The sequence below is a fragment of the Solwaraspora sp. WMMD791 genome, from assembly GCF_029581195.1.
GTDB lineage: Bacteria > Actinomycetota > Actinomycetes > Mycobacteriales > Micromonosporaceae > Micromonospora_E.
The window spans coordinates 405,066-419,736 of the sequence record NZ_CP120737.1 but is presented as its reverse complement, the minus strand read 5'-3'; the positions used below and the strand labels follow the sequence as shown (position 1 = coordinate 419,736).

Sequence of the window (14,671 nt, the reverse complement as noted above, 5' to 3'; positions counted from 1 at the left end):
GACCTCGACGTGATGCTGATCGGCACCCGGCAGCAGCCACCCGATGACCTGGACACGGCGCCGATCGCCCAGACTCTCGCCGAGGTGCTGCGCGCCCGGACCAGGGAGGACGCGACCATCCACGCCATCGCGACGGCCACCATCGAAGGCCTGGCCGAAGTGGACGTCATCCGCGCCGTCGCCGCCCACCTCGACCGCTCCCCGCGCTACACCGAAGCGGTCGTGACCTGGGGCTCCGGCTCCACCACCCTCGCCATGGGCGTGCTCACCGCGCTGTCCCAGGCGGGGATCCCCTGGCGGATGATCGTCACCAGCGGCCGGGCCCCGTACGAGATCGTCGACCCACTGGGCCGGCTCGACCGTGACCCGGTTGCCGGCGTCCTGGTCCGCTGGCGCATGTTCCAGGCCCTCGCGGACCTCGCCCGGACCGATCCGCCCATGGTCGAGCTCACCGACGACGGCCACGACCTTGTCCGCCGGGCCGCCGAGCGCCACGACCGAGGGTTCGCCGCACACGACACCGCGTCGTTGCGCGCGGTGCTCGCCGACGCCGTCGTCCGCCGCGACGGCACCGCCAGCCTCGCCGTCCGCCGCTACGTCGTCAGTCGCTACGAGGAACTGCTGGAACTCGACCGGACCGACCATCCCTGGGCCGAAGACCTCCTCCACAAGTACGACAACGGCTGGCGAACCCTCGGCGCGAAGCTTGGCCTGATCGCGCACAGCCATCACGACGACCCGGTGATCTGCGCCTCCGTCGACCTGCCGTCCTACCGGTGGCTGTACGGAGCCGAGGTCGCTTCGCTGCAGAACGTCGGAAGGGGCAGCCACAACCTCCGCCCGCCCACCGCCTGCGACGCCACTTTCATCGGTGACTACCTGACCCGGTTCGCGGTCGACGGTGACGGCTGGAGCGACGCCGGCCTGCCTGAGCCGCCGGTCGCCCCGGCAGACACCGTACTGGCGGTCTGGCCAGCTGGAACCCCACGCGGCGGCACCACCGGCGGGCTGGTCGGGGACCAGCTGCGCGACGCAATCCCGCCAGCGGTCTCGGAATTCCTCGGCATGCGGGAGACCCGGCTGCGCGCCGTCATCTTCGCCGTCGACGACGGCCAGGGCAGCCGAGACGTCGCCACGGCCGACGCCGCATCGATCACCAAGATCACGCACAGCGTCACGCGGACGGCCAGAGGCGAAAGCTGGATCGAGCCGATCAGCTTGACCGACATCGACGACACCGCCGTCGAGCGCGCCATCGAGGGCCGGGTCACCCGCGAGACCGGGGCGCTGCTGCTCGTCCCCACCGGTCACAAGCCGGTGGTCCTCGCCCTTATCCGCGCCCTGCGCCTCATCGGTGCCCGCCACGGCATTCCGCTGTTCGTCCGGGAGAACGCCGCACCCACCCTCCCCGGCGGCTACCGCGACGTCCACCTGTGGCCCGCCATCACCGGTGGCGACCTGCCGCTGCTCATCGCCGCCGAACGGGCGCTGCTCTCCCTGGAACTGGACGTCGCGTGGCGGCTGCTGGCCGCGTCCGCGATCGGCGCGGACGTCACCGACCAGGCACGACGTCTGGCCGATGCCTTCGCCAGCCGCCAGCCACCTGACGGCCGCCGACAGGCGTCGGCCAGCGCCACCGACACCAGCTGGACCAAGGGACTGGCCGTCCAGCGGCTGGAACTCGTCCACGCGGCCCTCGACCAGGCGACCACACAGGCTGCCCGCATCCGGCTGCTGGTCCTCGCCGCCGACGCCCTGGAAGCATCGATCGCCGCCACCAATCCGAAGGACACCAAGGGCGGGACGTACCGTAAGTTCCGCGAGGATCTGCGAGACAACAAGATCAAGGACCGGGGTGTGGCGCAGGCATGGCCAGCGCACATCCTTCTGCTGCTCAACAGGGCCCGTGATCGTGCTCCGATCACCCACGGCACCGCGACCGCCGCGGACGCGGTCATCGCCGAGGCCGCCGACGCGCACGCCCAGAAGCGCAAGCTGAGTACGGCCGACGCCGCGCTGCTCCCCCGCACCCTGCCCGAGCTGCTACGCGAATCCGTGGATGCAGCCGCCGCCCTGGGCGGGTTGGGCAAGGCAGGTCAAGCCGACAGCCTGTTGCACCGTCATCGCCAACTCCACGGCGAGGTCGACGCGTGCATCCGCAGCCGGCCGCAGCCCACCCGCTGACCATCCACTGCCGCTTCTCATCCTCCGGGGCCGAAGTGCACGCCGCCGTGGATGTCACGTGCCTGCACCGCCGGGCCGCGTACCGGGCCGGAGATCGTGTTGCTGGCCCGGCTGTGGTCGTCTGCTGTCCGCGCGGCCCTGACCTCAGCCCAGAGCCGGTGCAGCTCGGCGGCGAAAACCTGGTCGTTGAGTGTGGCTGTGGTCAGCGCGGCGCGTAGTTCCGCGATCCGCTGACCGTCCAATGGCTCACGTTGGGCTGCGTCGAGTGCGTTCCCGGTGGCGGGCTGCTCGGCAGCCTTCCGCCGGACGAGCCGGACCAGTGCCGTGAACGCGGCCTTGCCGCCAGCTGTCACCTCGGCGGCTGCGCCCGTCGCCAGCGCCGCCGCGACAGCGGTCAGGATCGGGTCGTCCATCATCGCTCACGTCCTTTCCTCAGCCGACTCCATCCGCCGCCGCACCTCGACGACCAGCGGGTCGTCCAATCCGATCAGCGTCGTCAGCGCCGCCGACCACGCCTGACGCGCTGCGGTCCGGTCTCCGTCCGCCGCGTGCGCGTCGCCCACGTACACCAGGGTGATGCACTCGTGGCGGGGATCGCCGGCCGCCGCGAACAACTCGCGAGCGCGGGCAAGGTGGTCCAGCGCCGCGACAGGCTCCGGCACGTCGGTCAGGGTGCGACCGAGCTGCAGCTCGACCAGCGCCTCGCTCCAACGGTTTCCGATCGTCCGGAAGATCTCCATGGCCTGCTCGTACGACGCGATCGCCTCGGCGTACCGGAGCATGTTGCGGTGGCCGTTGCCGAGGCTCATCAAGGACAGGCCGACGCCCCGGTCCTCGCCGGCATCGCGGAAGATCTCCAACGCACCCTCGGCGCACGCGACCGCCTCGTCGAAGCGGCCCGAGTCCTCGTAGGCGAGGCAGCAGCCGCGCAGCGCGTAGCCTGCTGTCCAGCTGTCGCCGACCTGCTGGGCCGCGTCCCGCGCTGCCGAGTAGTAGCGCAGTGCCTCGTCGGTGTCGCCGCGGTCCCACCAGGCGTCGCCGAGGAGCAGCAGCATGAAGCCTTCGGCCGATCGGTCCGCCAGGTGGCGGGTGCAGTCGAGGGCCAGCAGATGGCTGTCGATCCAGGCTCGCCAGTAGGAGCGTCGTTCGAAGAACGCCATCGAGGCGGCGGCGAGTTTCCAGGTGACGTCGCAGTGCCCGGTGTCGTGCGCCAGGCGGATGACGTCGAGTACGTTCAGGCGCTCCTGCTCGGACCAGCGCAGCGCCTCGTCGAGCGTCGCGAACGGGGGCTGCCCGTCAGCGGTGACGCCGGTCAGGCCCGGGATCGGTCGACCCTGGGGGAGGATCTTGCGATAGCTGTCGTACACCCGGACCAGGTACCAGTCGAACATCCGCGCCAGCCCGGCCTTGACCTCGGCGGGTGGCTCGTCCGCTTGCGCCCGTTCCGCCGCGTAGAGCCGGAGCAGGTCATGCAACCGGTACCGGTGCCCCGCGATCCGGGTCAGCAGGTGCAGCCCGACCAACGAGTCCAGGTGCCGCCGCGCCTCCGACACCGGACGCCCGGTCAGTGCCGCCACGGCCGACAACGAGACATCCGCGCCCGGATGCAGCCCCAACAACCGGAAGGTACGCGCGACCGGGGGGTCGAGCGACCGGTAGGTCCACGAGAAGACGGTACGGACGGCGGACAATTCGTCACCGGGCACGGACAGTGCGTCGAGCCGACCGTTCTCCTCCTCCAGCTCCGTCACCAGATCGGCCAGGCTCATGTCCGGGTCACTGACGGCGCGGTCGGCCACGATGCGGAGCGCGAGTGGGAGCCGCGAGCAGAGTTCCGCCAGCCGCAGGGCCGCCGCAGGCTCGGCGTCGATGCGCTCCGGGCTGGTCGTCTCGCGCAACAGCCGGATGGAGTCGTCGTCGGTCAACACGTCGAGCACCGCCCGGATCGCACCGTCGCGCACCGCCAGACCGGAAAGCCTGTCCCGGCTCGTGATGATCACCATGCAGGTCGGGGAGGCGGGTAGCAGCGGTCGCACCTGCTCGGCGGTCGACGCGTTGTCCAGCAGCACCAGCATACGGCGTCCGTCGGTCAGCGACCGGTAGAGCGCGGTCCGTCCGGGCAGGTCCGTCGGGATCTTCTCCGGCGGTACGTTGAGCGCCCGCAGGAATCCGTCCAGGGCCTCCTGCGGGGTCAACGGCGGCACCGCATCGTAGCCGCGCAGGTTGATGTAGAGGTCCCCGTCCGGGAACCGGGCGCGCACCCGGTGTGCCCAGTGGACCGCGAGCGCGGTCTTGCCGACCCCGGCGCTACCTGAAACGGTCGAGATGGTCACGACCGGGAGCCTGCCGTCACTGGTCCGTAGATCTGTCTCGTCGAGTAGCGAGTCGAGCTGCCGGATATGCAGTTCCCGGTCGATGAACCCTTTCGTGGCGGGTGGCAGTTGGCGCGGCGGGGGAAGCGGAACGTCGGTGACCCGGACGTGCACGCCACCGGATATCTGCGCGGCCTGGACAACCGCACCGGCGCCCCCGGCGAAGTCGTTGTCGGCATCGGCGTTGCCGTGCGCCGGGTTCATGGCACCTCGGCTCCGCCACGCGTGGCAGGAAAATCGGGACCCAGCAGTCCCATCAGTACGACATCCTGATACCTGCCGTCGAAGTACTCCTGTTCGCGAAGTAGCCCTTCGACGACGAATCCCAGTCGTTCGTGCAGCCGCAGCGAAGCGACGTTGGTAGCGTGAATGTCCACAAGGCACTTGTGGTAGCGCCGTTGCGTGAACATGTAGCGCAGCAGGATTCGTGCGGCTTCCGTCGCATGGCCGTGGCGCCGTTGGTCCCGCGCGATAGCGAGGCCGTAGCTGAAGCTGCCGCTGCGTGGGTCCGTGTCGCGGGTCGAGATCGCCCCGATCATTCCCGGGTTGTCGACCCGTTCGATGGCCAGCGCGAAGCAGTCACTTCCGGGCTGCCAGGTGCCGACAGCGGCGATCTCCTGCCGGAGCTGCGCGGTCGAGCGCGGCGGCTCGACCCGGAACACGGACCGCTCGTCCTCGGTGTCCTCAGCAAAGTCCAGGTAGTAGCCATCGTCATCGGGTTCGATCGCCCGTAACCGGACGAGGTCACCGACCCACAGTGAGCTCGACATGCCTGCACCTCCCTCGCTTCGCCGCGGACGGTCACCTCGCATCGCGTCATTACGACCGGTAGTCGGCGAACCTGGTCGCGCGCGTCCATGCCACGTCGCGCCAGTAGCAGTGCTGGAGTATGTCGTCGATCCCGTCGACTGTCTCGAAGCCGAGAAACGTGTCGTCGTCGCCGAAGTGCAGGACCGCGAGTTTGCGCGAGTCGAAAAGCCAGAAGTCATGGTGCGGGAGGTCCAACGCGTCGGCCACGTCGCGATCGATGTATCGAATGTCCTCGCCCACAGCCAGGTTGTACGGGGTGATGGAAATTTCGAAACGGAGGAAGTCGCTCGGTGGATCATCGACGACTCGGACGCGTTCCACCCGCTTCCCGGTCGAGGTCTGCGACGCCATCAGGTCGAGCCAGCCTCGAAGCCATTCGATGCCCGGGTCCCGGCCGGCCAGAAATTCCTGGAATGGAAGATCCTCGGCCTGCACCCCGTAAGATCTTCGCACCTCGAACTTGAAGGCGACATGCTCGAAGCCCAGAAAGAGTTTCTGGAAAGCATCAGGGTCGTCGACGATCACCGTCATTCGCTACTCTGGCCCTCGAACCAGGACATGAGCGAACGCGGAACTACGACAAAATTCTCACCCGGCAGCACGTCACGGAGCTGGGAAAGCGCCTCCGGGTCGGTCAACTCATAGCCTTGGACGACGATGTCCCCGGTATCGGTCTCGTAGAGCGTCGGACAAGATCCAGCGTTGCTCGATGTGGACAGAAAGCGAAGCTTCATCGACTCCTCCATTGGCCGATCTGGGAGATAAGAATACCAGTCGATCAATTAATGACGGAAGCTGTCTATGTCCCTACCTGTCCGAGCTTTCGCAATGTGAGACCAGTCCCATAAGCGGCCTGTAGACGTACGGTGTGGATGGTACCGCCCGTCCACTCTGGCCTCTCCTGAGGGCAGGCACCGATCGTTCGCCGCGGTGATCCACAGCGGAACCTACAGCTCGGGCCGCTCGGTGGTCGCGGTGAACCAGTCCTTGCGGCTGCTGACGTCCAGCTGCGCAACGCGTAGCCCCACCCTGCGGCACAGCGCGGCGAAATCCTCCGGCTCGTAGTAGGTGAACCAGCGCGGGGCCGGGAAGTCGTCGGTGCTGCGCCAGCCGTCGCGGCCTCCGTGTTTCATGCTGATCAGCGCCTTGCCGCCGGGCAGCAGAACCCGCCGGATGTTGTCGAGCGCGGTGACCGTGTGCTGCCGGGGCAGGTGCAGCAGGACCCCGCTGGCGATCACACCGGCGAAGGTCGCGGACCGCAGCGGCAGGGCGAGCGCGTCGCAGCAGACAGCAGCGTCGACGGCGATCCGCACGGTGGTCGCGCGCAGCAGCTCCGGGGTGACATCGGCGAGGACGACGGCCCGGCCGGTGCCGGCGACCAGGTCGGCGTCGCGACCAGCGCCGCAGCCGAGGTCGAGCACCGGCCCTGGCCCGAGCGCGGTCAGGAAGTCCGTCAGCTCCTGTCGCAGCCCAGGGAACCGGCCGTAGTCGGCCGTCATTGTCGTGTAGTGCTCGGCCAGGGCCGCGTAGGAGCGGCGTACCTGGGCGGTGCCGGACCAGCCGGCGGTCACGGCGGGCACGGCGGTCACCGCGCCGGGGCGCCCGGGGCGCCGCCGCCGGTGACGAGGGTGCTGATGTCGGTGCTCTGATGTTTCCAGGCGACGCCGGGCAGGGCGGTCCTGCTGCCGTCCCGGGTAAGCAGGCTGACACCGTCCTCGGGTGGGGTGGCGCGGCCGATGACGTCGAAGGTGAGACCGTTGCGGTCGAAGGTGTCCCGGCAGGCGTCGAGCCGGTCGTCGGGCACCGTGAAGGCGAGCTGGAAGTCGGCTGACGCGCTCATTGCGAGGGTGAGGTCGTCGGTGCCGGTGAGTTTGGCGACGGCACTGACGGCGGGGTGGACGGCGATGTCGTCGGCGGTGACGGTGAAGCCGACACCGCTGGCGGCGGCGAGCTGCTCGATCGTGGCGCGCAGGCCGTCCGAGGTGTCCTGGCAGGCGGTCGCGTAGCCGCCGGTCGACAGCAGCCGGCCTTCGGCGACCCGGGCGCGGGGCCGCCGCCAACTGTCGAGCAGGTCGGCTTCGACACTGTCGGGCAGCGCCCACCCGTTGACGGCACGTTTCGGGAAGTAGGCGACGGCGGCGCCGAGGACCCCGCAGGGGCCGGTGACGCAGAGGTGGTCGCCGGGTCGCGCGCCACGGCGGGTCAGGGCGCTGCCCGTACGGCAGATGCCGATCGCGGACGCGGAGAGCACGATGCGTTCGGCGTTGCCGATGTCGCCGCCGACGTTGAGGGTGCCGAAGTCGGTGCAGGCCTGGTGGATGCCGGCCATGACGTCGAGGAACCCGGTGTCGTCGAGGTCGTTGGGGTAGCGCACGACGGTCAGTACGCCGATCGGCGCGGCACCCATCGCCGCGATGTCGCTGACGTTGGCGGCGACCAGGTAGTAGCCGATGTCGACGTTGGTGAGCAGGCCGTGTTCGTAGAGGGCGAACTTCGGGCCGCGTACGTAGTCGGATCCGACGACGAGGGTGACCGGCCCGTCGAGGTCGTAGATCGCGCAGTCGTCGCGGGTGTCGGCCCCGGCGGTGAGGGTGGCGTGCGGGCCGTGGCTGTCCCCGAGGACCGAACCGGACTGGCCGGTGAGGAATGCGCCGACGAGCGCGGCGACCCGGGTCGGTTCATCGGAGAAGCTGGCTTGCGAGGTCATCGGCGCGCTCCCAGATGGTGAACGACTGCCCGCAGCACGGCGACTGCCGGCAGAAACGTGGTGTCAAGCCCGGCTGCGCCCGGTGCCGGGCGCGGCGGCTTTCCCGCCGGATCGCGTCGGCGGCGGTGAGGAAGATGTGGCAGTCAACGATGCTTCCAGTGATAAACGACCGTCCCTGTGACCGGTCGCGTCACCGGCCGGGTGGGCTCTTGCCGCAGCATGTCGAACCGCGAGGGGTGAGTTCGCCGGCTGCGTCAGTGTGGTCCGGCACGACGCTGATCCGGTCCGGCGCGCGCACGCCGCTCAGCGCGGCAGCGGACCGGGCCGGTCGAGCGCGGCGGCCGTCGCCGCCGCCCAAGCCTGAGGGTCGCAGTTCGGCAGGATCTGCCGGATGCCGCCGGCCGGGTCCTCGACGTCGCCGAATCTGCGCGGGATCACATGGATGTGCAGGTGGTCGATGCTGCGCCCGGCCGCGCGACCCTCGTTGATCCCGATCGTGTATCCATCCGGTCGCAGCCGCGCGGCCAGATCGTCGCGCACCACCAAGATCAGTTCGTACGCGTCCCGCACCTCCTGCGGGGTGAGGCCGAAGAACGACTCGATGTGACGCTTCGGGACGATCTCCGTGTGCCCCTCCGCCGCCGGGAAGTTGTCCAGCCGGGCAAAGCAGGTCGCGTTCTCGTGCGAGACGCAGTTGAGCTGCCTATCGTCTCGCCGGCAGAACAGGCAGTCCGCCGGCAAGTCTTCATGAAGATCCATCTTGCCGCCCTCCCTTCGCCCTAGCTTCCACCGCTGAGCGCAGCCTACGTGTGCCCTCCTGCCGCAGCCTGCGGCACTCGACCTGCCGCAGCACATGGCAGCCCGTATGGCTCATCCATCCCATCACGACCTCCGTCGAATTCACCATTGTCGCGGCCCGCGTTTCCCCTCCCGATAAGGCAGAATCGATCGCGTACGCCGGTCTGTCTCCACTGTGATGTGACAATCCGGCGTACGGCCCGGCCTGGTGTTTCATTTTGAAACATTGGCGCGGGTGGTGGGTGTGTCGGATGAGAGGAAGGTGAAGCGATGCCGGTCACCGGACCGACTGTGGTACGTCGTCAACTGGGGCGACGACTGCGCCGTCTGCGGGAGGAGGCGGCCCGCACCGAGCAGGAGGTGGAGCGGGCCAAGGTTTGTTCCCGTACGACGTTGTGGCGCATCGAGAACGGCAAGTTTCCGGTCAAGATGAACACCGTACGAGGTCTCTGCTGGTTCTACGGTGCCGACGCGGAAACCACGGACGCGTTGACCCGGCTCGCCGCCGCGTGCGACGAGCAGGGCTGGTGGGAGTCACACGGCGACGCCGTGCCGGACTGGTTCCGCTTGTACATCGGCCTCGAAGCCGCCGCCACCGAGATCCACAACTACAATCCCGATTTGGTCCACGGCCTGTTGCAGACGCCGGACTACATGCGGGCGGTGTTCCGGGCCGCCGACCCGAGGGTGCCAGAGCAGCAGATCGAGCGACTGGTGTCGCTGCGGCTGGATCGACAGATCTCCTACTACGACCGGGCCGAGCCGGCCCGGATCGTCGCGATCCTCGGCGAAGGAGCGCTGGCCCGCGAGGTCGGCGGCCCGGCGGTGATGGCCGAGCAACGCGCCCACTTGGCCAGCGTGGGTCGACGGGTACGGGTGGAAGTGCGCGTCCTGCCCGGGGCCGCTGGTGCCCACGCCGCGTTCGCAGGCGCTTTCACTGTGCTGGACTTCGCCGACCCCGACGACCCGGACGTGGTCTACGTCGAGTCCCATATGGGCGCTCGCTACATGGAGCGTCCGGAGGAGTTGGCGGAGTACCGTCGAGTTTTCCGGCTGATCCGCGACCAGTCGATCCCGATCGAGGAGTACCTACGATGAAGCCAGACACCCCCTGGTTCACCTCCAGCCGCAGCGCCGGCAACGGCGGCGAGTGCGTCGAGGCCCGCCGGCACGCCGGCCGCGCTGAGGTACGCGACAGCAAGGACCGCACCGGCCCCACCCTCACCTTCACCGCCACGCAGTGGGGCATCTTCACTACCGCCCTGCAAACCGGCGCGCTCCCCCACTGACACCCCAACCCACGGCGGTGGGGGCTGCCCCGGTACCCGAGGTGCCCCCCACCGCCCTGCAGTGGATAGTGCCGTTGACCACGAACGTTCACCAGGTCGGCGACACGGGACACGCGTCCGCGAGGGCTCACTCTCAACGGCGGTGACAATGGCTGTCGAGAGTGGGGTGGGGGGTGGCCGAGCGCGTCGCTGCATCGGGCCTCAACGAAGGGCAGCTCCCGAGAAAGCTGCGACGGCACCGCTTCCGCTGCGCTGGAGCGGAACCGGCTGGTCCCCGTCTCGATGAAGGGCAGCCCTCGAGAGAACTGCGACAGGCGGACGTCATCGGAGACGTCGTACGCGATCAGGCCTCAATGAAGCGCAGCTCCCGAGAGAGCTGCGACCTGCGACAGCAGGCCAGCCGGGCGGCGTGGATCGAGAAGATGCCTCAATGAAGGGCAGCTCCCGAGAGAGCTACGACCTAGTGACAATGCTGGTTGCTTACGTGGTGGTGCTTTGCCTCAATGAAGGGCAGATCCCGAGAGAGCTGCGACCGACCACCGGCCGAGGGACGGCGGCACGCCTGGGCGCCTCAATGAAGGGCAGCTCCCGAGAGAGCTGCGACCGCTGTACGCCCGCGACCTAGCCGCGCTCGCTCGGCCTCAATGAAGGGCAGCTCCCGAGAGAGCTGCGACGCGCAGCTGGCGCAGCGCGGCGAGGTGGCCCGGACGCCTCAATGAAGGGCAGCTCCCGAGAGAGCTGCGACTCCTCCACCGCCACACCGGCAGCGATATCGGCGAAGCCTCAATGAAGGGCAGCTCCCGAGAGAGCTGCGACCGCCACCGCAGGCCTGGCCGTCGGCGCCGGCACGCAGCCTCAATGAAGGGCAGCTCCCGAGAGAGCTGCGACACGGCGGTCGGCGCCCCGGCGAACTGGTGGTTCGCGTTGCCTCAATGAAGGGCAGCTCCCGAGAGAGCTGCGACCCGCGAGGATCGTTTCCGGCATCAGCCGAGGCCTCAATGAAGGGCAGCTCCCGAGAGAGCTGCGACATCTCCTCATCGGTGTGCGCGGCGTACTCGCCCAGGCCGCCTCAATGAAGGGCAGCTCCCGAGAGAGCTGCGACTGGCGAGCCGGGCCGCGCGTGCCTGGGGTCCGACCCGGCCTCAATGAAGGGCAGCTCCCGAGAGAGCTGCGACATCTCCTCATCGGTGTGCGCGGCGTACTCGCCCAGGCCGCCTCAATGAAGGGCAGCTCCCGAGAGAGCTGCGACGTCGGGGCGGCCACTTGTCACCGCCTCCCAGGTCAGCCTCAATGAAGGGCAGCTCCCGAGAGAGCTGCGACCGGCGTACGGGTAGTCCCGGTCACCGCCGGCCCAGCCTCAATGAAGGGCAGCTCCCGAGAGAGCTGCGACTCCGCTGCTGGCGCATTCCGTCGTTCCAGTTGCCGGCGCCTCAATGAAGGGCAGCTCCCGAGAGAGCTGCGACCAACGCTGTCTACTCGATCAGCGACCCGGCGTTCGCCGGGCCTCAATGAAGGGCAGCTCCCGAGAGAGCTGCGACGTGGTGGATGCCGCCTATGCGCGAGCCATGAGGGATGCCTCAATGAAGGGCAGCTCCCGAGAGAGCTGCGACCCGCAAGGTCACCACGTAGCGGTGAGCGTCAGGGTGCCTCAATGAAGGGCAGCTCCCGAGAGAGCTGCGACCGACGCCCTCTCATCCTCACCACCAGGCCGACCGCCACGCCTCAATGAAGGGCAGCTCCCGAGAGAGCTGCGACCTGCGGCAGCGACCCGCCCGCTACGCCACCGCCGCGCCTCAATGAAGGGCAGCTCCCGAGAGAGCTGCGACGCCGCGCCCCGCTTCCCTCCCGAAGGAGATGCACAGCCTCAATGAAGGGCAGCTCCCGAGAGAGCTGCGACAGGTAGCCGTCGACCGATGTCGGGTCGTGGCCTGCGGCGCCTCAATGAAGGGCAGCTCCCGAGAGAGCTGCGACGCGTGCCGTCGGACATCGCCGTCCTGCCGGCCACGGCCTCAATGAAGGGCAGCTCCCGAGAGAGCTGCGACCAGGCCGCCGGCCTGAGTGATCGCACCGTCGAGATGCCTCAATGAAGGGCAGCTCCCGAGAGAGCTGCGACGCGACAGCAACGCGAACGGCAGGGCCAGCGGGGTCGGGTTGCCTCAATGAAGGGCAGCTCCCGAGAGAGCTGCGACATCGACAGCTGCACCCGGTCGCGGCCCTTGCCCCGGCCTCAATGAAGGGCAGCTCCCGAGAGAGCTGCGACTCGGCCCGGACGGATCGCGGACGCGCCTGCCTTGCCTCAATGAAGGGCAGCTCCCGAGAGAGCTGCGACCACGCCGATCAGCACCGCTACGCCCCAGACCATGACGCCGCCTCAATGAAGGGCAGCTCCCGAGAGAGCTGCGACTGGGTCCGAATCTTACCCCTCCCGACCTGCGGTGGAGCGAGGGGTTCGCGAAGGGTCCGTCGACGGAGGGCCTCGCAGGGCTCCAACCGCCACTTCCGTCCACTATCGAATGAACTCTGAACAGGCAAAACAGCTCCGCGAAGGGTCCGCGCTCACGGCCGTCACGACGGACCCTTCGCGGCGGGCAGCGGTAGGGCGGACGGCGGGGCTACAGAATCGCGGGGCCGTGGCCGGTGATCGGCCGACCCTGGCCGATCACGTCGAGGGACCGGCTGGCGCGCTCCCGCAGCGTACCCAGGTCGCAGAACAGGATGGAATCCGTACCCTGGTTGATCATGTCGGTCAGCTCGGCCCGTAGCCGCAGGATCTTCGCCGGACGGGCATCCACGACGAACACGCTGTACTGGACGCGGTCGCCGTACGATTCGAGCTTCTTGGCCACCCGCGTGCGGCGGACGTCGTCCGAGACGTCGTACGCGACGATGTAGCGCCGTACGTCGTCGAGGCTCATCGGATCTTGATCCCCTCGTAGCGGGGCTGTGTCCCGTCGATCACGCCGAGCACCAGCCGCGCCTGGATCTCCATCGCGCGTCGCCAGGTCACCTCGTAGCCGAAGATCGGATGCCGGAACGTGCCGGTTACCCGGCGTTCGTAACCGGCGATGAGCGCTTTCCGTCCGTTCGCGCTGATCCGGGTGGTGCCGAGCACCGTGGTGAAGTCGCGGGCGCGGATCTCGCCGTTGTTGAATGCGGTGACGACCACCGAGTCGGCGACGGCTGCCCGGAACTCCTCGACCAGGTCGAGGGCCAACGCCGGCTTGTTGCGTCCGCTGCTGTGCAGGAACCCGGCGTGCGGGTCGAGCCCGCAGGCGACGACAGCCCGGAGCACGTCGGCGGTCAGCAGCCCGTAGCAGAGGTTCAACGCGGCGTTGATCGGATCGCGGGCCGGGCGTCGGGTCCGTACGGAGAAGGTCAGCGCTTCCGCCTCGACGACCTTCGGCCGGAACATGGTGAGGAACTGAGCGAAATAGCCGGCGGCGGCCTCACCTTCGATGCCGAACAGGTCGGCCAGGGACGGCGCGTCGAGGGCTGCGCGTTGCAGCTCGCGCAGCCGGGTCACCGTCTCCGGGGTGTCGCCGAGCCGGCGCAGCAGGGTCGCCTGGTTGGCGATCTTCGCGGTGACGAACTGGCGGGCCAGGTCAATACGCCCGTTGTGGGAGGCGACGTGCTGCAGTAGTCGCGGGCCGCCGTTAGGTCCCTGCGCTGGCCGGGCCCAGCCGGTGACCCGGCCGGTGCTGGTGCACCACACCACGGACAGGCTGCGCCACAGGATCTCCCGGATCAGGCCGCTGGACAGGTCGACGTTGCCGTGCACCACCAGGCCCTGCACCCGTTCGATCGGAAACGACCCGAGCTTCTCGCCGCTCTTGCTGACCTCGATCCGGCCACGCTCGACGTACGCCCGTGAGCCGGGCGTGGTCAGGTGCAGCACCTGGGTGTCCGGGTCGGCGACGACGATCCGGCGGGTCACCGGCGCGAGTGGGCGTTCGTCGGGCAGGCAGACGCTGATGTGTGAGCAGCGGGAGCAGCGCCGGTCGTTCTCCAACGGCGGCGGGGCCTGCGCGGCGTCGAGCGTACGCACGGTTGCCGCCACCATCTCCCGGGCGGCGGCGACATCCGCCGGCGACAGGGTGATGTCGACCCGTACCCGGTGGTTGGTGAAGTAGACGGCCTGCCCGGCCACCGGGTAGCCCATGTCCGCCAACGCCCGAGCGAGCAACGCCACCTGGATCCGCATCGGTTCGGTGACTTCCGGGCGGCGGCGCACCGGGGTGGCTTTGTGTTCGACGACGGTCATCGCGGCGTCGTCGTCGAGCTCGACGGTGTCGCAGCGCCCGTACACCCCGAGGTCGTGGCTGACCACGTCGACGGCCCGGTAGCGCCGGGACCGGGATCCGGTCGGGTCGTCGGCCGGGGTGTGGGCCTGAACGCCGACCTGCACCTGATGGGTGTCGGTCGCCTCGCCGGCTGCTTCCAGCCAGGCCCGGCGTGGGCAGAACGCCTGGTGCGCCACCAGGCTGATCGGAAGCAGTTCCGGCGTCGTCATC

13 protein-coding genes and 1 CRISPR repeat array are annotated in these 14,671 nt (G+C 69.0%); of the genes, 3 read left to right on the top strand and 10 right to left on the bottom strand.

Features of this window, described 5'->3' with window-relative positions:
* Window positions 1-12: 12 nt before the first annotated feature.
* Window positions 13-2,184 carry a hypothetical protein gene (locus tag O7623_RS01905; protein WP_282226838.1) on the top strand — a complete coding sequence of 724 codons (2,172 nt, stop codon included), beginning with the start codon at window positions 13-15 and terminating at the stop codon, window positions 2,182-2,184.
* A 17-nt stretch (window positions 2,185-2,201) separates the two neighbouring features.
* Here O7623_RS01905 and O7623_RS01900 read toward each other — a convergent pair whose 3' ends face one another.
* The 8 genes from O7623_RS01900 to O7623_RS01865 all read right to left on the bottom strand — a co-directional run bounded on the left by O7623_RS01900 (window position 2,202) and on the right by O7623_RS01865 (window position 8,832).
* Window positions 2,202-2,600: a hypothetical protein gene (locus tag O7623_RS01900; protein WP_282226837.1), complete on the bottom strand. Its 399-nt coding sequence runs from the start codon at window positions 2,598-2,600 to the stop codon at window positions 2,202-2,204.
* Window positions 2,601-2,603: 3 nt separating this feature from the next.
* Entirely contained in the window at window positions 2,604-4,760 is a 2,157-nt protein-coding gene (locus O7623_RS01895) for a tetratricopeptide repeat protein (RefSeq protein ID WP_282226836.1), read from the bottom strand.
* Window positions 4,757-5,326, bottom strand: a complete 570-nt coding sequence (locus tag O7623_RS01890) for a GNAT family protein (protein WP_282226835.1) — start codon at window positions 5,324-5,326, stop codon at window positions 4,757-4,759. Before O7623_RS01890 ends, O7623_RS01895 begins: the two co-directional genes overlap by 4 nt.
* 49 nt (window positions 5,327-5,375) lie before the next feature.
* Window positions 5,376-5,891, bottom strand: a complete 516-nt coding sequence (locus O7623_RS01885) for a DUF6879 family protein (protein ID WP_282226834.1) — start codon at window positions 5,889-5,891, stop codon at window positions 5,376-5,378.
* A 2-nt stretch (window positions 5,892-5,893) separates the two neighbouring features.
* Window positions 5,894-6,100 carry a hypothetical protein gene (locus O7623_RS01880; RefSeq protein ID WP_282226833.1) on the bottom strand — a complete coding sequence of 69 codons (207 nt, stop codon included), beginning with the start codon at window positions 6,098-6,100 and terminating at the stop codon, window positions 5,894-5,896.
* A gap of 213 nt (window positions 6,101-6,313) precedes the next feature.
* A complete protein-coding gene (locus tag O7623_RS01875) occupies window positions 6,314-6,946 on the bottom strand; it encodes a class I SAM-dependent methyltransferase (protein WP_282226832.1) in 633 nt (210 codons plus the stop codon).
* Window positions 6,947-6,951: 5 nt separating this feature from the next.
* A complete protein-coding gene (gene thiL, locus O7623_RS01870) occupies window positions 6,952-8,073 on the bottom strand; it encodes a thiamine-phosphate kinase (RefSeq protein WP_282226831.1) in 1,122 nt (373 codons plus the stop codon).
* A gap of 303 nt (window positions 8,074-8,376) precedes the next feature.
* Complete coding sequence (locus tag O7623_RS01865) at window positions 8,377-8,832, bottom strand: HIT family protein (protein ID WP_282226830.1); 456 nt, start codon at window positions 8,830-8,832, stop codon at window positions 8,377-8,379.
* A gap of 309 nt (window positions 8,833-9,141) precedes the next feature.
* On the opposite strand from O7623_RS01865, the gene O7623_RS01860 reads away from it, so the two are divergent.
* Both O7623_RS01860 and O7623_RS01855 read left to right on the top strand, forming a co-directional pair.
* Window positions 9,142-9,969, top strand: a complete 828-nt coding sequence (locus O7623_RS01860) for a DUF5753 domain-containing protein (RefSeq protein ID WP_282226829.1) — start codon at window positions 9,142-9,144, stop codon at window positions 9,967-9,969.
* Window positions 9,966-10,160 (top strand): DUF397 domain-containing protein, encoded by a 195-nt coding sequence (locus O7623_RS01855; protein ID WP_282226828.1) that lies wholly within the window; start codon window positions 9,966-9,968, stop codon window positions 10,158-10,160. Before O7623_RS01860 ends, O7623_RS01855 begins: the two co-directional genes overlap by 4 nt.
* A gap of 198 nt (window positions 10,161-10,358) precedes the next feature.
* Window positions 10,359-12,564: a CRISPR direct-repeat array (repeat unit 36 nt; unit sequence GCCTCAATGAAGGGCAGCTCCCGAGAGAGCTGCGAC).
* A gap of 208 nt (window positions 12,565-12,772) precedes the next feature.
* On the opposite strand, the gene cas2 is transcribed toward O7623_RS01855, so the two are convergent.
* Entirely contained in the window at window positions 12,773-13,075 is a 303-nt protein-coding gene (gene cas2, locus O7623_RS01850; protein WP_282226827.1) for a CRISPR-associated endonuclease Cas2, read from the bottom strand.
* Entirely contained in the window at window positions 13,072-14,670 is a 1,599-nt protein-coding gene (gene cas1, locus O7623_RS01845) for a CRISPR-associated endonuclease Cas1 (protein ID WP_282226826.1), read from the bottom strand. The genes cas2 and cas1 overlap by 4 nt, the downstream gene beginning before the upstream one ends.
* Between the last annotated feature and the right edge of the window lies 1 nt (window position 14,671).

Coding starts and splice junctions, on each gene's coding strand:
- O7623_RS01905 (WP_282226838.1), top strand. CDS start 13: ATGCTGATCGGCACCCGGCAGCAGCCACCCGATGACCTGGACACGGCG.
- O7623_RS01895 (WP_282226836.1), bottom strand. CDS start 4,760: ATGAACCCGGCGCACGGCAACGCCGATGCCGACAACGACTTCGCCGGG.
- thiL (WP_282226831.1), bottom strand. CDS start 8,073: ATGACCTCGCAAGCCAGCTTCTCCGATGAACCGACCCGGGTCGCCGCG.
- O7623_RS01865 (WP_282226830.1), bottom strand. CDS start 8,832: ATGGATCTTCATGAAGACTTGCCGGCGGACTGCCTGTTCTGCCGGCGA.
- cas1 (WP_282226826.1), bottom strand. CDS start 14,670: ATGACGACGCCGGAACTGCTTCCGATCAGCCTGGTGGCGCACCAGGCG.
- O7623_RS01900 (WP_282226837.1), bottom strand. CDS start 2,600: ATGATGGACGACCCGATCCTGACCGCTGTCGCGGCGGCGCTGGCGACG.
- O7623_RS01880 (WP_282226833.1), bottom strand. CDS start 6,100: ATGAAGCTTCGCTTTCTGTCCACATCGAGCAACGCTGGATCTTGTCCG.
- cas2 (WP_282226827.1), bottom strand. CDS start 13,075: ATGAGCCTCGACGACGTACGGCGCTACATCGTCGCGTACGACGTCTCG.
- O7623_RS01855 (WP_282226828.1), top strand. CDS start 9,966: ATGAAGCCAGACACCCCCTGGTTCACCTCCAGCCGCAGCGCCGGCAAC.
- O7623_RS01860 (WP_282226829.1), top strand. CDS start 9,142: ATGCCGGTCACCGGACCGACTGTGGTACGTCGTCAACTGGGGCGACGA.
- O7623_RS01890 (WP_282226835.1), bottom strand. CDS start 5,326: ATGTCGAGCTCACTGTGGGTCGGTGACCTCGTCCGGTTACGGGCGATC.